The organism is Aeromicrobium jepli (genome assembly GCF_047246605.1).
GTDB lineage: Bacteria > Actinomycetota > Actinomycetes > Propionibacteriales > Nocardioidaceae > Aeromicrobium.
In genome coordinates this window covers 97669-117802 of the sequence record NZ_JBFOKO010000001.1, presented here as the reverse complement: position 1 = coordinate 117802, position 20134 = coordinate 97669, and the positions used below count along the sequence as shown (strand labels likewise).

20 protein-coding genes are annotated in these 20134 nt (G+C 72.2%); 14 read left to right on the top strand and 6 right to left on the bottom strand.

Annotation, left to right across the window (positions count from 1 at the left end; genetic code table 11):
- Window positions 1–5 precede the first annotated feature (5 nt).
- Genes AB3M81_RS00530 through AB3M81_RS00520 form a run of 3 tightly spaced genes read left to right on the top strand, consistent with a single transcriptional unit; the run spans window position 6 to window position 2846 of the window.
- Entirely contained in the window at window positions 6–758 is a 753-nt protein-coding gene (locus tag AB3M81_RS00530; RefSeq protein ID WP_412901952.1) for an enoyl-CoA hydratase, read from the top strand.
- A 58-nt stretch (window positions 759–816) separates the two neighbouring features.
- Entirely contained in the window at window positions 817–2097 is a 1281-nt protein-coding gene (locus AB3M81_RS00525) for a uracil-xanthine permease family protein (RefSeq protein ID WP_412901951.1), read from the top strand.
- 17 nt (window positions 2098–2114) lie between these two features.
- The gene (locus tag AB3M81_RS00520; protein WP_412901950.1) at window positions 2115–2846 is read left to right on the top strand and encodes a sulfite exporter TauE/SafE family protein; all 732 of its coding nucleotides are present in this window, start codon (window positions 2115–2117) and stop codon (window positions 2844–2846) included.
- Window positions 2847–2966: 120 nt separating this feature from the next.
- Here the strand turns inward: AB3M81_RS00520 and AB3M81_RS00515 are convergent, their stop codons facing one another.
- Entirely contained in the window at window positions 2967–3866 is a 900-nt protein-coding gene (locus AB3M81_RS00515) for a LysR family transcriptional regulator (protein ID WP_412901949.1), read from the bottom strand.
- 419 nt (window positions 3867–4285) lie between these two features.
- Between AB3M81_RS00515 and AB3M81_RS00510 the strand changes: the two genes are divergently transcribed.
- The 5 genes from AB3M81_RS00510 (at window position 4286) to AB3M81_RS00490 (ending at window position 9129) form a co-directional block, all read left to right on the top strand.
- Complete coding sequence (locus AB3M81_RS00510; protein WP_412901948.1) at window positions 4286–6154, top strand: acyl-CoA dehydrogenase; 1869 nt, start codon at window positions 4286–4288, stop codon at window positions 6152–6154.
- A gap of 112 nt (window positions 6155–6266) precedes the next feature.
- Window positions 6267–6776, top strand: coding sequence for a hypothetical protein (locus tag AB3M81_RS00505; protein ID WP_412901947.1), 510 nt, complete (start codon window positions 6267–6269; stop codon window positions 6774–6776).
- Window positions 6769–7536: a maleylpyruvate isomerase family mycothiol-dependent enzyme gene (locus AB3M81_RS00500; RefSeq protein ID WP_412901946.1), complete on the top strand. Its 768-nt coding sequence runs from the start codon at window positions 6769–6771 to the stop codon at window positions 7534–7536. Before AB3M81_RS00505 ends, AB3M81_RS00500 begins: the two co-directional genes overlap by 8 nt.
- Window positions 7536–8222 carry a hypothetical protein gene (locus AB3M81_RS00495; protein ID WP_412901945.1) on the top strand — a complete coding sequence of 229 codons (687 nt, stop codon included), beginning with the start codon at window positions 7536–7538 and terminating at the stop codon, window positions 8220–8222. Before AB3M81_RS00500 ends, AB3M81_RS00495 begins: the two co-directional genes overlap by 1 nt.
- Before the next feature lie 13 nt (window positions 8223–8235).
- On the top strand, window positions 8236–9129 hold the full coding sequence (locus tag AB3M81_RS00490) for an oxidoreductase (RefSeq protein ID WP_412901944.1): 894 nt from the start codon (window positions 8236–8238) through the stop codon (window positions 9127–9129).
- Between the two features lie 27 nt (window positions 9130–9156).
- Here the strand turns inward: AB3M81_RS00490 and AB3M81_RS00485 are convergent, their stop codons facing one another.
- From AB3M81_RS00485 to hisC, 5 genes are all read right to left on the bottom strand, one after another.
- A complete protein-coding gene (locus AB3M81_RS00485; protein WP_412901943.1) occupies window positions 9157–10428 on the bottom strand; it encodes an MFS transporter in 1272 nt (423 codons plus the stop codon).
- 85 nt (window positions 10429–10513) lie between these two features.
- The gene (locus AB3M81_RS00480; protein WP_412901942.1) at window positions 10514–11797 is read right to left on the bottom strand and encodes a dihydrolipoamide acetyltransferase family protein; all 1284 of its coding nucleotides are present in this window, start codon (window positions 11795–11797) and stop codon (window positions 10514–10516) included.
- Complete coding sequence (locus tag AB3M81_RS00475; RefSeq protein WP_412901941.1) at window positions 11794–12765, bottom strand: alpha-ketoacid dehydrogenase subunit beta; 972 nt, start codon at window positions 12763–12765, stop codon at window positions 11794–11796. Before AB3M81_RS00475 ends, AB3M81_RS00480 begins: the two co-directional genes overlap by 4 nt.
- The gene (gene pdhA, locus AB3M81_RS00470) at window positions 12756–13790 is read right to left on the bottom strand and encodes a pyruvate dehydrogenase (acetyl-transferring) E1 component subunit alpha (RefSeq protein WP_412901940.1); all 1035 of its coding nucleotides are present in this window, start codon (window positions 13788–13790) and stop codon (window positions 12756–12758) included. The genes AB3M81_RS00475 and pdhA overlap by 10 nt, the downstream gene beginning before the upstream one ends.
- A gap of 322 nt (window positions 13791–14112) precedes the next feature.
- Entirely contained in the window at window positions 14113–15174 is a 1062-nt protein-coding gene (gene hisC / locus AB3M81_RS00465) for a histidinol-phosphate transaminase (protein ID WP_412901939.1), read from the bottom strand.
- A 64-nt stretch (window positions 15175–15238) separates the two neighbouring features.
- Here hisC and AB3M81_RS00460 point away from each other — a divergent pair, with 64 nt between their 5' ends.
- From AB3M81_RS00460 to AB3M81_RS00435, 6 genes are all read left to right on the top strand, one after another.
- Entirely contained in the window at window positions 15239–16195 is a 957-nt protein-coding gene (locus AB3M81_RS00460) for an EamA family transporter (protein ID WP_412901938.1), read from the top strand.
- A 10-nt stretch (window positions 16196–16205) separates the two neighbouring features.
- Window positions 16206–16583 (top strand): phage holin family protein, encoded by a 378-nt coding sequence (locus tag AB3M81_RS00455; RefSeq protein WP_412901937.1) that lies wholly within the window; start codon window positions 16206–16208, stop codon window positions 16581–16583.
- On the top strand, window positions 16580–17056 hold the full coding sequence (locus tag AB3M81_RS00450; RefSeq protein ID WP_412901936.1) for a low molecular weight protein-tyrosine-phosphatase: 477 nt from the start codon (window positions 16580–16582) through the stop codon (window positions 17054–17056). The genes AB3M81_RS00455 and AB3M81_RS00450 overlap by 4 nt, the downstream gene beginning before the upstream one ends.
- Window positions 17057–17119: 63 nt before the next feature.
- Entirely contained in the window at window positions 17120–17989 is an 870-nt protein-coding gene (locus AB3M81_RS00445; protein WP_412901935.1) for a fructosamine kinase family protein, read from the top strand.
- A 15-nt stretch (window positions 17990–18004) separates the two neighbouring features.
- Window positions 18005–18697, top strand: a complete 693-nt coding sequence (locus tag AB3M81_RS00440) for a response regulator transcription factor (protein ID WP_412901934.1) — start codon at window positions 18005–18007, stop codon at window positions 18695–18697.
- Window positions 18694–20103, top strand: a complete 1410-nt coding sequence (locus tag AB3M81_RS00435; RefSeq protein ID WP_412901933.1) for a HAMP domain-containing sensor histidine kinase — start codon at window positions 18694–18696, stop codon at window positions 20101–20103. The genes AB3M81_RS00440 and AB3M81_RS00435 overlap by 4 nt, the downstream gene beginning before the upstream one ends.
- The last annotated feature ends 31 nt before the right edge of the window (window positions 20104–20134 follow it).

The window sequence follows — 20134 nt, the reverse complement described above, 5'->3', positions numbered from 1 at the left end:
TCCACATGACACTGGTCGAACTCGAAGCCGACGGTCCGGTCCGCAAGATCACCCTCAACGCACCCGATCGCCTCAACGCCCTCGACTGGCCGCTGCTCGACGAGCTGCGCCCCGCGATCGAGAAGGTGGCCGCCGACGAGGACGCCCGCGCCCTCGTGGTGACGGGCGCCGGCAAGGCGTTCTGCGCCGGGGCCAACCTCGAGAACCTCTTCGGTGACACCAGCCGCCCGGTCGACGTCCTGCGCGAGCACCTGATGAACGTCTACGCGTCGTTCCTGGGCATCCGGACCCTGACGATCCCGACGATCGCGGCCGTCCAGGGCGCCGCCGTCGGCGCCGGCCTCAACATCGCGCTCGCCTGCGACGTCATCGTGGCGGGTCCGCGCGCGGGCTTCGGTCCCACCTTCAGCCGCATCGGCCTGCACCCCGGCGGGGGCTGCACCTGGATGCTGACCCAGCGCATCGGCGCCGCCAACACGGCCGCCGCCCTCTACGCCGGCGAGATCATCAAGGCCGACGAGGCGCTGCGCCTGGGCATCGCGCAGGAGGTCGCCGAGGATCCCAAGGCCCGCGCCGACGAGCTCGCCGCCTCGTACGCGAGCCGCAGCCCCAAGCTCATGAGCGACATCAAGAAGTCCGTCGGCATCGCCGCGAAGTCCGACCTGCACGAGTCGCTGAACTTCGAGTCGTGGGCGCAGGCCGAGTCGCTCAGCAGCGAGGAGTTCGCCGCCTTCGCGGCCCAGTTCGCCGGCCGCTGAGCGTGTGCTCGGCCACACCGCGTCGGGGCGGCCGGTACACGTGAGAAAGTAAGGGTCCATGTGGACCCTGCATGGTGACGGCACGAACGTGAAGCCGGGCGCGATCGTCCTGCCCGAGGAGCGGCTGTCGTGGCCGCGGACGATCGGCTTCGGCGCCCAGCACGTCGTCGCGATGTTCGGCGCGACGTTCCTGGTGCCGCTGCTGACCGGCATGCCGCCGACGACGACGCTGTTCTTCTCCGGCTTCGGCACGCTGTTCTTCCTGCTCATCACGTGGGGCCGCCTGCCCAGCTACCTGGGCTCGTCCTTCGCGTTCATCGCACCGGTCAAGGCGCTCGTGGACGGCGGCGACATGGGATCGGCGCTGTTCGGCATCATGTGCACCGGCATCCTGCTGGCGCTCATCGGCGCGCTCGTCCAGGTCACCGGCGCGGCGTGGCTCGACCAGCTCATGCCGCCCGTCGTCACGGGCGCGATCGTCGCGCTGATCGGCTTCGCGCTCGCCGGAGCGGCGACCGACAACTACGCCCAGGCGCCGCTCGTCGCGACGATCACGCTCGCGGTCGTGTGCCTGTCCGCGGTCGTGCTGCGTGGGTTCGCGGCGCGCCTGTCGATCCTGTTCGGCATCGTCGTCGGCTATCTCGTGGCGCTCGGCCGGGGCGAGATCGACTTCTCGAAGGTCGACCAGGCGAAGTGGATCGGCCTGCCCGAGTTCCACCACCCCACGGTCGACTGGTCCGTGCTGCCGATGTTCCTGCCGATCGTGCTGGCCCTCGTCGCCGAGAACGTCGGGCACGTCCGCAGCGTGGCGCACCTGACGGACCGTCCGGCGATCAACCGCGAGTCCGGCCGCGCCCTGATCGCCGACGGCCTCGCCACCACGGTCGCGGGCGGCTTCGGCGGCTCGGCGACCACCACCTACGGCGAGAACATCGGCGTCATGACCGCGACGCGCGTCTTCTCCAGCGCTGCGTACGTCGTGGCCGGCGTCGTCGCGATGCTGCTGAGCCTCTCGCCCAAGTTCGGGGCCCTGCTCATGACGATCCCGAGCGGCGTCATCGGCGGCGTCACCGTCGCGCTCTACGGCCTCATCGGCCTGATCGGCGTGCGCATCTGGCTCGACAACAAGATCGACTTCGCCAACCCGGTGAACCTCTACACGGCCGCCGCCGCTCTCATCATCGGCATCGGCAACCTGACGGTCACCCGCGGCGACGTGTCGCTGTCGGGCATCACCCTCGGGTCGGTCGCGGCCATCGTGATCTACCACGTGATGCGCGCGCTCCAGCGCGACCCGCACGAGGCCGTCTCGAAGGACCTCGTCGACCCCGGGGCCTGACCGTGTAGACATGAGCGGTGGGAGTCGAGACGGTACTGCTGGTCGGGATCGTCGCCTTCCTCACCTCGGCGCTCACGGCGATCCTCGGCTTCGGCGGCGGGATCGTCCTGCTGGCGGTGCTCGTGGCCTTCGTCGACCCGCTCGTCGCCATCCCGCTGCACGCCGCGATCCAGGTCGTCTCGAACGGGACGCGCACGATCGTCCGCCGGCGTGACGTCGACTGGTCGATCGTGTGGCGCTTCTCGCTGCTGCTGCTTCCCGCCGGCGCGCTGACGCTCTCGATCGCACGGGACGCGCCCGCCGCCGCACTGCAGGTGGCGATCGCGAGCGGCATCCTGACCGCGACCTGGCTGCCGCACTGGTTCGACCGGCCCCTGCCGCCTCCGCGCGCGGCGGGCTGGATCGGGCTGGGCGGCGTGGCCGGCGCCCTCAACCCCGTGGTCGGCGCCACCGGCGCGATGGTCGCGCCGTTCTTCCGCTCCGCCACCCGGGACCGCCTCGGCTTCGTCGGCACCTTCGCCGCCTCGCAGGTCGCGGGCCACGCGGCGAAGCTCGTCCTGTTCGGCTCGCTCGGCCTGCTCCCCGCGTCGCAGGCGCCGGCCGCGGTCGCCGGCATCGTGGGCGTGGTCGTCGGGACGTGGCTCGGCAGCCGGATCCTCGACCGGATGCCCGAGCGCCGCTTCGAGCGGATCTACCTCGTCGCCATCACGGCCGTCGCGGTGTGGCTGGTCGCCGACGCGCTCGTGTGAGGCGCGCGCCGCACGCCCCTTGGACGACTTCTGGAACGGTTTCCACCGCCGGCCCGAGCGAGACGGTGGAACGCGTTCCAAAAGTTGCTCGGGGCGGCGGGCGGGCGCACGGCGCCCGGGTCAGACGGCGCCGTGCCGGTCGGCCACCTTGCGGGCCTCCTCGCGGAGCGCCTGGACCACGAAGCGCACGCTGGGCCGCTCGAAGCGGTCGGGCCGCAGCACCGCGGTCACCTCGCGCCGGGCACGGATCCCCACGAGCGGTCGCGTGACCAGGCCGTTCTCGCGCGTCCGGGTCGTGAACCGCGGCAGGATCGCGATGCCGTGCCCGGCCGCGACGACGGCCTCGACCACGCCGTTGTCGTCGAACCGCTGCGCGATGCGCACGGGCTCGCCCGAGACCGCGACGAGGTGCTGCAGCACGCGGTCGTAGGGGAAGTCGTGCGGGGCGCCGATCCACGTCTCGCCCACCACGTCCTTCGGCGAGAGGCTCGCCTTGGCCGCGAGGCGGTGGTCCTCGGGCAGCGCCACGTCGAGCGGCTCGCGCAGCAGTGGCACGAGGTGGAGCCCGCGCTCGTGCCACTTCTCGTTCGCGTCGGGGCTGTCCGCGATCACGACGTCGAAGTCGGCCACCATGTCGAGCACGTCGAACCGCTGGGTCGGGTCGCGGTCGGTGCAGATCAGGTTGACCGCGGGCTCCTCCGCGACGCGCGTCAGCAGGCCGGGCAGCAGCATCTCGCCGCCGGTCGGGAAGACCGTCAGCGTCACGTCGCCGGCCGGCCGGCCCAGGTACTCGCGCCACTTGGCCTCGGCCCGCTCGAGCGCCACCGCGACCTCGGTGGCGGTCTCGGCCAGCGCACGACCCGCCGCCGTGAGTCGCACGCCGCGCCCGGCGGGCTCGAGCAGCGGCACTCCGGCCTCGCGTTCGAGCAGTTTCAGCTGCTGCGAGACCGCCGAGGGTGTGACGTTCATCTCGTCGGCCACGGCACCCACGGTGCCGCGCTCGGCCAATTCCCGCAGCATTGCAAGCCGCCGTGCATCCATGTAGCAAAACTACATGTTCGGTGAAGTTGTGTTGGATTGTCCTTGACAGTTCGAAGGTCGAGAATCGAGGTGAACGAAAGGAGCCCCCCATGACCTTCCTGACCCTCTCCGCGATCGTCGCCCTGACCGCCGGCGCGATCCACACCACGTACCTGGTGGCCACCGACGGCCTCTCGCGCATTCCCACGCGTCGCGCCTGAAGCACCACCCGCACCGACCCGGTCTCCGCACGGAGCCGGGTCGTTTCCTTTCCCCCGGCAGGACCACCCGGTCCCCTCCTCGCGGGCCATTTGCGCCCCCACCGCTTCCGCTCGCGCCACGGGGAGGAGTACTGTTACTGGTGAGTAGTACTGACCAGTAACAGTGGCAGTCCACATCCTTCCGGAGGTCCTTGGCCCATGAGCCACTACAAGAGCAATCTGCGTGACGTCGAGTTCAACCTCTTCGAGCTGTTCGACCGCCAGTCGGTCCTCGGCTCCGGCCCGTTCGACGAGGTCGACGTCGACACCGCGAAGAGCATCCTGTCCGAGGTCGAGCGCCTCGCCCGTGAGGACCTCGCGGCGTCGTTCATCGACGCCGACCGCAACCCGCCGGTCTTCGATCCCGCCACGCACACCCTGACGCAGAACCCGGCGTTCAAGGAGAGCTACCAGAAGTGGATCGACGCCGAGTGGTGGCGCCTGCAGCTGCCGACCGAGCTCGGCGGCCAGACCGCCCCCTCCTCGCTCATGTGGGCCATGGGCGAGTTCGTCCTGGGCGCCAACCCCGCCATCTGGATGTACGGCGCGGGCCCGGGCTTCAGCCGCATCGTCTACGAGAACGGCACCGAGCGCGACAAGAAGATCGCGCAGATCATGATCGACCGCCACTGGCTGACCACCATGGTGCTGACCGAGCCCGACGCGGGCTCCGACGTCGGCGCCGGCCGCACCAAGGCGTACCTCAACGAGGACGGCACGTGGCGCATCGAGGGCGTCAAGCGCTTCATCACCTCGGCCGTCAGCGACCTGGGCGAGAACACGATGCACCTCGTGCTGGCGCGCCCCGTCGGCATCGAGGGCGTCGGCGGCCCGGGCACCAAGGGCCTGTCGCTGTTCCTCGTCCCCGAGCACCACTTCGACCTCGAGACCGGTGAGCTGACGGGCGAGCGCAACGGCGCCTACGTCACCAACGTCGAGAAGAAGATGGGCATCAAGGCCTCGGCCACGTGCGAGGTCACGTTCGGCGACCCGCAGCTCGGCGGCCCGGCCACCGGCTGGCTGCTCGGCGAGGTCCACGACGGCATCAACCAGATGTTCCGCGTCATCGAGAACGCGCGCATGATGGTCGGCGCCAAGGCCATCGCGACGCTGTCGACCGGCTACCTCAACGCGCTCGAGTACGCCAAGGAGCGCGTGCAGGGCGCCGACCTGACCAACCCGGCGAAGGACGCCCCGCGCGTCACGATCACGCACCACCCGGACGTGCGCCGCTCGCTCATGACGCAGAAGGCGTTCGCCGAGGGCCTGCGCTCGCTCATGATCTACGCGGCCACGTTCCAGGACGAGGTCATGGTCAAGAAGGCCGCCGGCGAGGACGCGAGCCTGCCGGCCGCGATCAACGACCTGCTGCTGCCGCTCGTCAAGGGCTACGGCTCGGAGCGCTCGTGGGTCCTGCTGGGCACCGAGTCCCTGCAGACCTTCGGCGGCTCCGGCTTCCTGCAGGAGTACCCGCTCGAGCAGTACGTCCGCGACGCCAAGATCGACACCCTGTACGAGGGCACCACGGCGATCCAGGGCCAGGACCTGTTCTTCCGCAAGATCGTCAAGGACCAGGGCCGCGCGCTCGGCTGGCTGTCCGAGGAGATCAAGTCGTTCATCGACAGCGAGGCCGGCAACGGCCGCCTCAAGGTCGAGCGCGACCTGCTGGCGAAGGGCCTCGAGGACACCACCGCCGTCATCACGGCGATGTTCACCGACCTCATGGCCTCGAACCCGGCCGACGAGAACGGCGACGTCCGCAACGTCTACAAGGTCGCGCTCAACACGACGCGCCTCGTGTACGTGCTCGGCGACCTGGTCGTGGCGTGGCTGCTGCTGCGCGGCGCCGAGGTCGCCCAGGCCAAGCTCGACGCCGGCGCGTCGGGTGCGGACAAGTCGTTCTACGAGGGCAAGGTCGCCGCGGCGTCCTTCTTCGCCAAGACGGTCCTGCCGCGCCTCGCCGCCGAGCGCGCGATGGCCGAGATCGTCGACCTCGACGTCATGGAGCTCGACGAAGCGGCCTTCTGAGCCGACGCACCGCCGAACGGCGCGCACCCCTCGAGGGTGCGCGCCGTTCGCGCGTTCGGGGGTCCGGCCCGGGGTCCGCGGGCGGACGGTGTCGCCCCTCTAGGCTGACGGGGTGGAGCTGACCCGACGACGCTGGTACCTGGTCGCCGCGCTCATCGCGGTGGTCGCGTGGATCGCCGGCACCGCGTTCGCGGCCTCCGCGTGGGACCCGCTGCGCTCGGCCACGGTCGTGCCGGTCGGCCAGCCCATCCAGGTGACCTCGGACGACGACCTCGCCGTCCTGACGGACCTGCCCCAGCCCGAGCGGCAGATCAGCTGCGTCGCCCGCGCCGGCAAGAAGCGCGTCCCCATCCCGGCCGCCACGGTCGACGTCATCGTCGACAGCGACGGCAGCCGCTGGCACCTGCTCGGCGTGCTCTCCGACGCACCCGACGAGGCCCGCGTCGTCTGCCGTCCCGCCGACAAGCAGACCGACACCGCCCGCTACGGCACCGCGCTGGTCAACCTGTCCAGCCGCGTCGGCGCGGGACAGGCCGTCGCGTGGATCGGGCTGCTCGCCGGCCTCGCGCTGGCCGGCGCCACCCTGACCGCCCGCACCCGGAGGATGCTCGCCCATGACTGACCTGAGGACCTACGTCGACGCCTGGCACGAGTCGGCGCAGGCCGTTCTCGGCCTCGAGCCGGACGACTGGGACGCGCCGACCGACCTGCCCGGCTGGACCGCGCGCGACGTCCTGGCGCACCTCGTGCACCTCGAGCGCGTGCTGGTCGAGGGTGAGACGCAGCGGATCGGCGGCGCCCAGGTGCCGAGCGACTACACGAACGCGGGCGTCGACGCGCTGCGCGGCGTGCCGGTCGAGCAGCTGCGCGCCGACCTGCGCGACCTGGTCGCCCGCCGCGCCGAGACGCTCGCCGAGCTGCCCGATCCGCAGGCGAGGGCCGAGCGCACCCCGGCGGGGGTCGAGTGGACGTGGGACGTCGCGCTGCGCAACCGGGCGATCGACCTGTGGACGCACGAGCAGGACATCCGCCGCGCGACCGGTCTGACCGGTGGCCTCGACTCGCTGGGCGCCCACGTCACGACCGCCTCGTTCGGCGCCGCACTGCCGTTCGTCCTGGGCCGCCGGGCGGGAGCGCCCGCCGGCAGCGTCGTGCGCTGGCACGTCACGGGTCCCGTCGCGCTGGACTCCACGATCGGGATCGGCGAGGACGGCCGTGCGCGGCCGACGGAGGCCACCGCGGACGTCACGCTGACGATGGACACCGAGGCGTTCACGGTCCTGGCCGGCGGCCGCCGCGGGCCCGAGGACGTCGAGGTCGCGATCGACGGCGACACCGAGCTCGGACGGCGGGTGCTGGCCGCCATGGCCATCACGACCTGATGCGCGCGCGGCTCGCCGGTCCGGCCACCGAGGTCGTGCGTCGAGCACGACGGGCCGTCGCGCGCCGGCAGCGCCCTGCCGCCACCGCCACCGCGCGACCGCTCGCCCCCGCGCCCCTCTCGCTCGACCCGACCGAGCGCGCCCTCGACTTCCGCCAGCCGGACGACACCTCGTGCGGCGCCGCCTCCCTCGTGTTCGCGCGGATGCTGCGCGACGAGGCCTACGCCGCCCACGTCATGGCCGACCCGGCGCACTGGCGCGCCGAGGTGCTCGCGATGCACCGCCGCGTCGGGGGCCTGCGCGACCACGACGGCCGCTGGCAGTGGCCGTGGCTGCGCGTCGTGGGGACCTCGCCCTGGGGCGCCGCCCGCCAGATGGGCGGCGGCCCCGAGCGGTCCGGGCGGGGCACGCGCTACGCGGCCCGCGCGCTCGATCCGGACGACCTCGGCGCGGAGTTCGACCGCATCCTGGCCGCCGCGAGCGCCGGCCACACCGTGCCCCTGTACGTCGGGGACGCCCTGCACCCGGCGCACGTCGTCCTCGTCGTCTCGGCCGAGCAGAACCGCCTGCGCGTCTACGAGCCGAGCGCCGGACGGATGCTGAGGATCGGGCGCGAGGCGTTCGCGACGAGTAGGTTCAGGCTCGGTGGATGGTCGGTGCCGTGGTTCGCGGTGCTGCCCCGATGACGACGGAGGACTCATGGCGGGTTGGACCACGGACGAGATCGGCGACCTGACCGGCAAGCGGGCGGTCGTCACGGGAGCCACGAGCGGCATCGGCACCGAGACCGCCCGGCAGCTGCTGCGGCACGGTGCGAGCGTGACGATCACGGCGCGCGACGACCGCAAGGCCGCGGACACGGTCCGACAGCTCGGCGGCGACGTCGAGGTCGTGTCGCTCGACCTGGCCGACCTGGCGGGCACGATCGCCTCCGCGCAGCGCCTCGTGGACGACGGCCGGTCGATCGACATCCTCGTCAACAACGCCGGTGTGATGGTGCCGCCGTTCAGCCGCACGAAGGACGGCTTCGAGCTGCAGATGGCGACCAACCACCTGGGGCACTTCGCGTGGACCGCGACGCTGTGGCCGGTCCTCAGGCAGGGCGCGCGCATCGTGACCGTGTCGTCGCTGGCGCACTCGATGACCAAGACGCTCGACCTGCGCGCGCTCGTGCCCGACGGCGACCCGCGCAGGTACCGGCGCTGGCGCTCGTACGCGGAGTCGAAGCTGGCGAACCTGCTGTTCATGAAGGAGCTCGACCGGAAGGTCCGGCGGGCGGACCTGCCCGTCGTGACGGTCGCGGCGCACCCCGGGCTCAGCTCGACGAACCTGACCCGGACGGGCGGCTCGGCGCTGCACTTCCTCGCCGGCGCGGTGAGCCAGCCCGCGACGGCCGGGGCGTGGCCGTCGCTGCGTGCCGCGAGCGACCCGACGCTGACCGGCGGCGAGTACCTCGGCCCGGACGGGTTCCGCCAGTCGCGAGGCCGCCCGCGCCGCGTCGGCATGACGCCCGCCGCGAAGGACCCCGTCCTGGCGGCCGAGGCCTGGTCGGCCAGCGAGGCCGCGACGGGGCTGTCCTTCCCCGCCACCTGAGTCTCGCCGGGCGGCGCGGACCGACGATCAGCCGAGGCCCGCGTGGCGGGCCCAGCGCTGCGGGTCGTCGCGAACGAGTCGCGCGCGGGTCTTGACGCGGTAGCGCCAGACCTGGGCGAGGCCGAGGGCCCACAGCACGTACTGGAAGCTCATCGCGGCCCTGTAGCTCTGGTCGGTGTGGTCGAGGATCACGCCGACCGCGATGACGGTGATGAGGCTGGCCAGGAAGCCGGCCTGGTTGACGATGCCGGTCGCCGTGGAGAGCCGGTCGATCGGGTTGGACGTGCGCACCAGGTCGAAGCCGATCATCGAGGCCGGGCCGCCCACGCCGACCACGATGACCATCACCACGAGCAGCCACGCCGGCGCGTCGCCCGGCCAGGCCAGCACCGCGGTCCAGGCCACGACGATCGAGCTCACGATCACCAGCACGATCGTGGAGCGGTGCCACGGGTGGTTCCCGATGAGCCGGCCCAGCACGGGCCCGGCCACCATGACGGCCACCACCATGAGGGTCAGCAGCGTGCCCGCGAAGGCCTCGGACGTGTGCTCGCCGGTGACGAAGAACGGATAGCCCCACAGCAGGCCCAGCACGGTGGAGCTGAACTGGGTGACGAAGTGCATCCAGAAGCCCAGCCGCGTCCCCGGGTGCTCCCAGGACGCCGCCAGCGACGTGCGGATGTTGGTCCACGACAGCGGCGCGCCGCGGACCGAGCGGGCGTGCGGCTCGTCGCGCACGAACGCCAGCACGCCGATCGTCACGACGAGTCCGAGCCCGGCCGCGAGCAGGTAGGCGTTGGTCCAGCCGAGCTCGCTGAGCGCCCACGTCATCGGCACGGCCGCGATGATCGCGCCGAGCTGGCCGATCGGGCCGGTGAGCAGGGTGATCTGGGGGACCTTGCCGGGCGAGAACCACGCGTTGACCAGGCGCAGCAGGCACACGAACGTCATGGCGTCGCCCATGCCGACGAAGAAGCGGGCGGTCAGCGCGGTCGCATAGGACTCGGCGAACGCGAACGCCCCCTGCGAGACCGTCAGCACGACGGCGCCGCCCAGCATCACGGCACGCGGCCCGAAACGGTCGACCGCGAGGCCGACGGGGATCTGCATGCCGGCGTAGACCAGCAGCTGCAGCATGACGAACGTCGAGAGCTGCGCCGCGGTGATGTCGAAGCGCTCGGAGGCGACCAGGCCCGCCACGGCGAGCGACGAGCGGTGGAAGACCGCCAGCAGGTAGGCCGCCAGGCCGACGAGCCAGACGAGGTAGGCGCCCTTGCTGTTCTGCTCCGGGACGCTCACTCAAGCCATTGTGCGCCTGCAGCGCCGGCCGCCACGTCCCGGGGTCGCCTCTCGCAGCAACCCCGGAACCGTGACGGCCGGCTGCTCAGAAGGCCAGCGCCATCGCCGGGTTCCCCATCAGCGTCGCGACGTCCGCGAGGAAGCGCGACGCCTGCTCGCCGTCGGCCACCCGGTGGTCGAACGTGACCGCCAGGGTCGTGACCCAGCGCGGGACAACCCCGTCGTCCACCACCCACGGCCGCCGCGCCACCTGGCCGAGCGCCAGGATGCCCGACTGGCCGGGCGGCAGGATCGGCGTGCCGCCGTCGACCCCGAACACGCCCACGTTCGTGATCGTGAACGTGCCGCCCGAGAGCTGGGCCGGCTGGACCCGGCCCTCGCGCGCGGTGGCGACGAGCTCGTCGATCGCCCGGCCGAGGTCGGCGAGCGACAGCGTCTCGGCCTCGCGGACGACCGGCACCACGAGGCCCCGCTCGGTCGCCGCCGCGATCCCCAGGCCGACCGACGGCGGGTGCTCGATCGTGGCGCCCCGCCACTGCGCGTGCAGGTCGGGCGTCCGGCCGAGGGCCAAGCACACGGCGCGCGCCGCGATGAGCGTCGGCGTGACCTTCACGTCCGCGAACCGCCGGTCCTGCTTGAGCTGGGCGACCAGCTCGACCGTGGCCGAGACGTCGACGGTCACCCACTCGGTCGCCTGTGGCACGGCGACCGAGGCCACCATCGCCTCCGCCGTCGCCCTCCGGACGCCGGAGACCGGCGTGGCCGTGGAGGCGGTCTCGTGACTGCGCGCGAACGCCTCGACCTCGGCGCGCGTGACGACGTCGCCGGTCGACGGCACCTGCGTGAGGTCGATGCCCAGGTCCTTCGCGAGCTTGCGCACCGGCGGCTTGGCCAGGACGCGGACCGAGGTGGACGGGCGGATCTCGGTGCGGGCGCTGCGGGTGCGGCGACGACGCTCGCTCGGGCCGTAGCCGACGAGGACCTTCGGGCGGGTCTCTGCGGACTCGGGCTGCGGAGACTCGGCCGTGGTCTCGATACGCGCCTCGCTTCGCTCGTCGGCTACTCGACCACCAGTGCCCGGCGATCGAGTGCCGGCGAGCTTGCGAGACGGTGTATCGAGATCACCGCTCGCCTGACCCTCGCCGATGCGGACGATGACCGTGCCGACGGCGACGGTGTCGCCCTCGGCGACGAGCAGCTCCTCGACGACGCCCGCGAACGGGCTGGGCAGCTCGACGATCGACTTGGCCGTCTCGATGTCGACGATCGGGTCGTTGACCTTCACCTCGTCACCGACCTCGACGCGCCATGTGACGATCTCGGCCTCGGTCAGGCCCTCGCCCACGTCGGGCAGGCGGAACTCGCTCATCGGTACTCCCCCGTGACGGCCACGGCGTCGAGCACGCGCTCGACCGTGGGCAGGTGGTCGTGCTCGACCCGGCACGGCGGATACGGCACGTCGTAGCCGGTGACGCGCTGGACGGGCGCCTCGAGCGAGTAGAAGCACTCCTGCGTGATCCGGGCGGCCAGCTCGGCGCCGAGCCCGAGCGTGCGCGCCGCCTCGTGCACCACGACGACGCGGCCGGTCCGCCGGACGGACGCGAAGACGGGTCCGAGGTCGAGCGGGGACAGCGAGCGCAGGTCGACGACCTCGAGCGACGTGCCCTCGGCCTGCGCCTCCTCGGCCGCCTCGAGGCACGTCCTGACCGTCGGCCCGTAGGTGACGACGGTCGCGTCGGTGCCCTCACGGACGACGCGGCTCTCGTGCAGGCCGATGCCTGCGGAGTCGCCGACCTCGCCGGTCTGCCAGTAGCGCTGCTTGGGCTCGAGGAAGATCACCGGGTCGTCCGAGGCGATCGCCTGCTGGATCATCCAGTACGCGTCGTGCGGGTTCGACGGCGCGAGCACCGTGAGGCCGGCCGTCATGACGAACTGCGCCTCCGGGCTCTCGGAGTGGTGCTCGACCGCTCCGATGCCGCCGCCGTACGGGATGCGGATGACGATCGGGACGGTCACGGCACCCTCGCTGCGGAAGCGAAGCCGCGCGACCTGGTTCACGATCTGGTCGTAGGCCGGGTAGACGAACCCGTCGAACTGGATCTCCACGACCGGCCGGAAGCCCCGGTACGCGAGGCCCACCGAGGCGCCGACGATGCCGGACTCCGCGAGCGGCGTGTCCATGACGCGCTGCTCGCCGAAGTCCTTCTGCAGGCCGTCGGTGACGCGGAAGACGCCGCCGAGGCGGCCGATGTCCTCTCCCAGCAGGACGACCTTCGGGTCGTCGTCCATCGCGGCCCGCAGGCCCGCGTTGATGGCCTTGGCGATGCTCAGCTCCATGACCGGACCTCCTCCCGCTGCTCGACCAGCTCCGGTGGCAGGTCGGCGTAGACGTGCTGGAACAGCTCGGCGAAGTCGGGATCGGGCAGGCCCCGGCAGACCTCGCGCAGGTGCTCGCCGAGGCGGTCGGCCTCGGCCTGGACCTCGGCGTCGAACGCGGCGAAGTCCGGGTCGGTCGCCTCGAGCAGCAGGCGCAGCCGCAGCAGCGGATCGCGCTCGGCCCACTCGTCGGACTCGTGCGGGTCGCGGTAGCGGCTCGGGTCGTCGGAGGTCGTGTGCGCGCCCATCCGGTACGTGATCGCCTCGATGAGCGTGGGACCGCCGCCCTCGCGTGCCTTCCGCAGCGCCTCGCTGGTGACCTGGTGGACGGCCAGGACGTCGTTGCCGTCGACGCGGACGCCCTCGAACCCGAAGCCGGCCGCCCGCTGCGCGATCGGGACGCGGGTCTGGCGCTCGAGCGGGACGCTGATCGCGTAGTGATTGTTCTGGCAGAAGAACACGACCGGCGCGTTGTACGAGGCGGCCCAGGCGAACGCCTCGTTCGTGTCGCCCTGGCTCGTCGCCCCGTCGCCGAAGTAGGCGACGACCGCGTCCTCGCGGCCCTCGAGCGTCAACCCGATGCCGTAGCCGACGGCGTGCAGCGTCTGGGCGCCGATGATGATCGCCGGCAGCGCGTAGTTGTACTGCGCCGGATCCCAGCCGCCGAGGCTCGTCCCGCGGAACAGGCCCAGCAGCAGCGCCGGGTCGATGCCGCGGCACCACGCGACCGCGTGCTCGCGGTAGGACGGGAAGACGAAGTCGTTCGGGGCCAGGGCGCGGCCGCTGCCGATCTGCGCGGCCTCCTGGCCGAGCAGCGGGGCCCACAGGCCCAGCTCGCCGTGCCGCTGGAGCGCGAACGCCTCGGAGTCGATGCGCCGCGCGAGGACGAGGTCGCGGTGGAAGCCGCGCAGGTCCTCGAGGGTGAAGTCGTGTGCTGCGACGAGCTCGCCGTCAGGCGTCAGCGTCCGGGAGATGGGTAGGCCCATGACTGCCTCCTGTGCCGGGAGCGGGGTCGCCGCTCCGTTGACGCGGTCCAGGCTCGGTTGTGGTGAGCGTGCGGACCGCCGATGTGACGGGCATCACATCTGGCCTCGAGGGTAGCAGGTGGTGTCGGTTTCCCCGGTTAAGCGGGTTTCCTGTCACTTCGCGAGGGTTGCGACCCACGCGAAGTGACAGGGAACCTCGTTCAGTCGCGCCGATGACGCGACCACCCGGAATCCGCCACTCGATGGCCGACCGGACCCACTGAACGAGGGAAGCTGTCACTCAACGGGGTTCGCAACCCACGTTGAGTGACAGAGAACCTACTTAACCGGGGAAACCGTCAGCCCGGAAGGCGGCGGCGCGAGCGATCAGCAGGTCATTCGCGTCCGGGTCGGCGAGGCTCACGCGCACGCCCTCGGGGAACGGCCGGACGGCGAGCGGCCGGACGTGCTCGGCGAACTCGGCGGACCGCTCCCCCAGCGGCAGCCAGACGAAGTTCGCGTGCGAGTCCGGCACGTCCCAGCCCTGCTCGCGCAGCGCCGCCGTCACCCGGTCGCGCTCGGCGACGAGCGACTCGACCCGCTTGTCGAGCTCGTCCTGCGCGTCCAGCGACGCCAGCGCCGCGGCCTGCGCGAGGTCGCTCACGCCGAACGGCGGCAGCGCCTTGCGGATCGACTCGGTGATCTCGGGGTGCGCGATCGAGTAGCCGACCCGCAGGCCGGCCAGGCCGTACGCCTTCGAGAACGTCCGCAGCACCACGACGTTCGGGTGCCGCAGCGCCTCGAGGCCCTTCACCGCCGCGGGATCGCGGACGAACTCGAGGTACGCCTCGTCCACCACGACCAGCACGTGGGACGGCACCGAGGCCATGAACTCCTCGAACGCCTCGGCCTCGACGATCGGGCCCGTCGGATTGTTCGGCGTGCAGACGAGCACGACCTTCGTGCGGTCGGTGATCGCGGCGGCCATCGCCGGCAGGTCGTGACGGTGGTCCTCGGTCAGCGGGACCCGCACCGAGACGGCGCCCGGCAGGTCGACCGCGATCGGGTACGCCTCGAACGAGCGCCACGCGTAGACGACCTCGTCACCCGGCCCGCACCAGGCGTCGAGCAGCGCGAACAGCACCGACACCGAGCCCGTGCCGAACGCGAAGTGGTCGGCCGTCAGCCCGGTCCGCTCGGCGAGCGCCTGCCCGAGCGCGGTCACGCCCGGGTCGGGGTACCGGTTGATCCGGTTGAGCTGCGCAGCCGCCTGGTCGATCACGCCGGGCAGGGGCGGGAAGGGGTTCTCGTTGCTGGAGAGCTTGAGGCGCTCGTCCTCGGCGGGGCGACCCGGCCGGTAGGCCGGGATCGACGCCAGGACGTCACGGGGACGGGGTTGCGTCATGGCCCTGAGCCTACGACCGGCGACTCGCGCGTGAGCGGTGACCGAGCGGTGCGACAATCGCCGCGTGAGCGAGCGTCATGCGCGTCGCGGGCTGGCGCTCGTCGTCACGGCCGCGGTCCTGTTCGGCATCAACGCCGGCGTCACCCGCATCCCCATCGAGGCCGGCCTGCCCACCTCGACCTACACGACGGTGCGCGCCACCGGCGCGTTCCTGGTGTTCCTGCTCATCGCGGTCGTGTTCGACCGGTCGGCGCTGCGCCGGCCGCGCGGCCGCGACGCCCTGCTGATCGTCGCGCTCGGCATCGTCGGGGTGGCCTTCGTCCAGTGGACGTACAACATCGCGCTGACCCGGCTGCCGATCGGCATCGCGCTGCTCATCGAGTACCTCGCGCCGGTCCTGGTGGTCCTGTGGGTGCGCTTCGTGCGGCGCGAGCCGGTGCACCCGCGCGTGTGGCCCGCGATCGCGCTGGCGCTCGCCGGCCTCGCGCTGGTCGGACAGATCTGGAACGGGCTGACCCTCGACGCGCTCGGCCTGGCCATGGCGCTCGCGGCCGCGTTCTGCTTCGCGGCGTACTTCCTGCTGGGCGAGACGCTGACGGCGACGTCCGGCGAGCCGCTGACCGCGCTGCGGACCGTCGTGTGGTCCTTCGGCGTCGGCGCGATCACGATGAACGTCCTCGGCGGCTGGGAGGGCGTCGACGCGCTGGGCGACCCCGCCTCGATGCTCGGCCGGCTCTCGGACCTCACCGTCCCGGCGTGGCTCGCGATGTGCTCGGTCGTGCTGTTCGGCACGGTCACGCCGTTCTTCCTCTACCTCGCCTCGCTGCGCGACCTGTCCAGCTCGAAGGCCTCGGTGACGGCGATGCTCGAGCCGGTCGTGGCTGTCGTCGTCGGCTGGCTGTGGTTCTCCGAGACCCTCACCACGGTGCAGGTGATCGGCGTCCTCGGCGTTCTGGCGGGCATCGTGCTGGCCCAGACGGCGCGCCACGTGCCCGAGGAGGAGCTGCCTCCGGCCCTCTAGGGTGAGGACCATGGAACGCTTCCTGTCCACGTGGTTCGTCAGCAGCCTCGCCCTCGCCCTGGCCGCCCTCATCCTGGGCACCAAGATGTCGATCGGCGGGGCCGACGAGTCGACGCTCAACCGTGTCCTCGCGCTGGCCGTCGTCGGCCTGGTCTTCACGATCGTGCACGAGTTCGTCGGCGGGATCGTCAAGCTGATCTCGCTGCCGTTCATCGTGCTGACCCTCGGCCTGCTGCTGGTCGTCATCAACGCGCTGCTGCTGCTCCTGACGGAGTGGCTCACCACCTCGTTCGGCGTCGAGTTCATGGTCGCCGGGTTCGGCTGGGCGCTGCTGGCCTCGATCGTCATCTCGATCTGCCAGTCGATCCTGTCGGTGCTGTTCCGATGACCACCCGCGTGGCCATGGTGTGCCTGGGCAACATCTGCCGCTCCCCCATGGCGGACGTCGTCCTCGAGCACCGCCTCGCCGAGGCCGGGATCGACGACGTGGTGGTGTCGTCCTCCGGCACCGGCGACTGGCACGTGGGCCAGCCGATGGACGAGCGCGCCGCCGAGAAGCTGACGGCCGCGGGCTACGACGCGAGCCGTCACCGCGCCCGCACCTTCACCGCCGAGTGGTTCGACCAGCAGGACCTCATCCTGACGATGGACGCGTCCAACCACGCCGACGTGCTGGCCCTCGCCCGGACCGACGAGGACCGCGCGAAGGTCCGCATGTACCGCTCGTTCGACCCCGAGGCGGACACGCCGGACGCCGAGGTGCCCGACCCCTGGTACGGCGGGCCCGAGGGCTTCGACGACGTGCTCGCGATGGTCGAGCGGACGACGGACGAGATCGTCAGGCACCTGTCCGAGCGCTGACCCCGCCCTCCGCGCGGACCGCTCTGCGACCGCGCGCGACGGGCAGCCGGTAGGTTTCACTGCATGGCACGAATGGCGGGAACGGCGGCGTTGGCGGAGCGGTTGCTGGACGTGGCCGTGGTGTCGACGACGTCGGTCGCGGGCGGCGACATCTGCACCACCACGCGGCTGCGCCTGACCGACGGGCGCAGCGCCGTCATCAAGACCCGGCCGCAGGCGCCCGCCCGCTTCTTCACGACCGAGGCCGAGGGCCTGAACCGCCTCCGCGCGGCCGGCGGCGCCCCCGTCCCCGAGGTCCTCGCGGCCGACGACGAGTGCATCATCCTGGAGTGGATCGAGCCCACGAAGCCGACCACCGACCTGGCCGAGGCGTTCGGTCGCGCCCTCGCTGCGACGCACGCGCAGGGCGCCGGCGGCTTCGGCGCCGAGCACGACGGCTACGTCGGGCTCGCTCCCCTGCCGAACCGGCCGCTGCCGACGTGGGAGGAGTTCTACGCCAGCCGCCGCGTCATGCCGTACGTGAAGGCCGCCGTGGACCGCGGCTCGCTCTCGCTCGAGCAGGCCGCCGTCATCGAGCAGGCCATGAAGCGGCTGCCCTCGCTCACGGCCGACCCCGAGCCCGCGGCCCTGCTGCACGGCGACCTCTGGTCGGGCAACCTCGTGTGGTCCGCCGAGGGCGTCCACCTCATCGACCCGGCCGCCCACGGCGGCCACCGCGAGACGGACCTGGCGATGCTGGCCCTCTTCGGCGCCCCGCACCTGCAGCGGATCGTCGACGCGTACCAGGAGGTCGCTCCCCTGCAGGACGGCTGGGCCGACCGGGTCCCGCTGCACCAACTGCACCCCTTGCTCGTGCACGCGATGATGTTCGGCGGCGCCTACGGACCGCGCGCCGCCGCAGCCGCGCAGAGCCTGCTCGACAGCCGGTCCTGACGGAAGGAGGGGTCGATGCGCATCCTCGTCGTCGACGACGACCGCGCCGTGCGCGACTCGCTGCGCCGTTCCCTGGAGTTCAACGGCTACACGGTCGAGATCGCCGGCGACGGTGCCGAGGCGCTGGCCAAGGTCGCCCAGTCCGCCCCCGACGCGATCGTGATGGACGTGATGATGCCGCGGCTCGGCGGCCTCGACGCCACGCGCGCGCTGCGCGCCGCCGGCAACGACGTGCCGATCCTCGTCCTGACGGCGCGCGACGCCGTCAGCGACCGGGTCGACGGCCTCGACGCGGGCGCCGACGACTACCTCACCAAGCCGTTCGCGCTCGAGGAGCTGCTCGCCCGCGTGCGCGCCCTGCTGCGGCGCGTGACGCGGCGCGCCGACGACCCCGACGACGAGCCCCCGCTGGAGTTCGCCGACCTCACGCTCGACCCGGTGACCCGCGAGGTGCGCCGCGGCGAGCGGCAGATCTCGCTCACCCGCACCGAGTTCGCCCTGCTGGAGCTGTTCATGCAGCGGCCGAAGCGCGTCCTGGAGCGCTCGTTCATCCTCGAGGAGGTGTGGGGCTTCGACTTCCCCACCACGGCGAACTCGCTCGAGGTCTACGTCGGCTACGTCCGGCGCAAGCTCGAGGCCGACGGCGAGCCCCGCCTCCTGCACACGGTCCGCGGCGTGGGCTACGTGCTGCGGGAGACGCCGCCGTGACCCTGCTGGAGCGGCTGCACGGGCACGCGCACGACGCCTTCGAGCCGATCACGAAGCGGCTCTCGCTCGCGGGCCGCGTCGCGCTGCTGACCACCGCGGCCGTCGCCGCGGTGCTGACGCTCATCAGCGTCAGCGTCTACGTGCTGGTCCGCCAGGAGATCGTCGGCTCGCTCGACGACTCGATGTTCAAGCGCGCCAACGAGGCCGTCGCGGCCGGCTACACGCCGACCAACCTGACCGCCAAGGAGGCCGACCTGCTCTCGTTGGCCGGCATCCGGTTGCTGGCGATCCAGAGCGGCGGCGGCCGGGTGTTCGTCGGCCCGCGCCCCAACGACACGTTCCCGTACGACAACCGCGAGCGCGAGGTCGCGCTCGGCTACGCGAAGACCTCGGCGCGCACCGCGGACGTCGGCGGCACGCCGTACCGGGTCGTCGCGATCCAGGCCGGGTCGGGCCAGGCGTTCGTGCTCGCGCAGTCGATGGAGTCGACCGTGCGCGCCCTCGAGCGGCTGCAGATCGTGCTGATCCTGTCGACGCTGTCGGGCATGATCTTCGCCGGGCTCGCGGGCTGGGCGGTCGCCAGCAACGGCCTGCGTCCCGTCCGCCGGCTCACCGCCGTCGCGGAGCGCATCGCCCGCACGCGCGAGCTCACGCCGATCGAGGTCACCGGCAAGGAGGACGAGCTGACGCGGCTGTCGCACGCCTTCAACGAGATGCTGCGCGCCCTCGACGAGACCCAGCGCCGCGAGCGCCAGCTCATCGCCGACGCCGGCCACGAGCTGCGCACGCCGCTCACGAGCCTGCGCACCAACATCGACCTGCTGCGCCAGGCCAGCGCCGAGCCCGAGCGCCGTCTCGACGCCACCGCGCACCGCGAGCTGCTCGACGACGTGCGCGCCCAGCTCGACGAGCTCTCGACGCTCGTGGGCGACCTGACCGAGCTCGCTCGCGACGAGCCGCTGCACCGCGATCCCGAGCCGCTCGACCTCGCCGACGTCGTCCGCCGCGCCGTCGAGCGCGTCCACCTGCGCGCCCCGAGCGTCACGTTCGACGCCCTGCTGGAGCCCTCGTGGGTGCTGGGCGACAGCCAGCTGCTCGAGCGCGCCGTGACGAACCTGCTCGACAACGCCGCGAAGTGGAGCCCGCCCGAGGGCACCGTGCGCGTCCGCCTGAGCGGCGGCACGGTCACCGTCAGCGACGAGGGGCCGGGCATCCGGCCCGAGGACCTGCCGCACGTGTTCGACCGCTTCTACCGCTCGACCGAGGCCCGGACCCTGCCCGGCTCGGGGCTCGGACTGGCGATCGTCAAGCGCGCGGCCGACCGCCACGGCGGCGCGGTCACCGTGCAGTCGCGGCCGGGCGAGGGCGCGACCTTCACGTTCCGCGTCCCGCTCGACGCCACGTGACCGCAGACATTTCGCTACGCCCCAGCCTGTT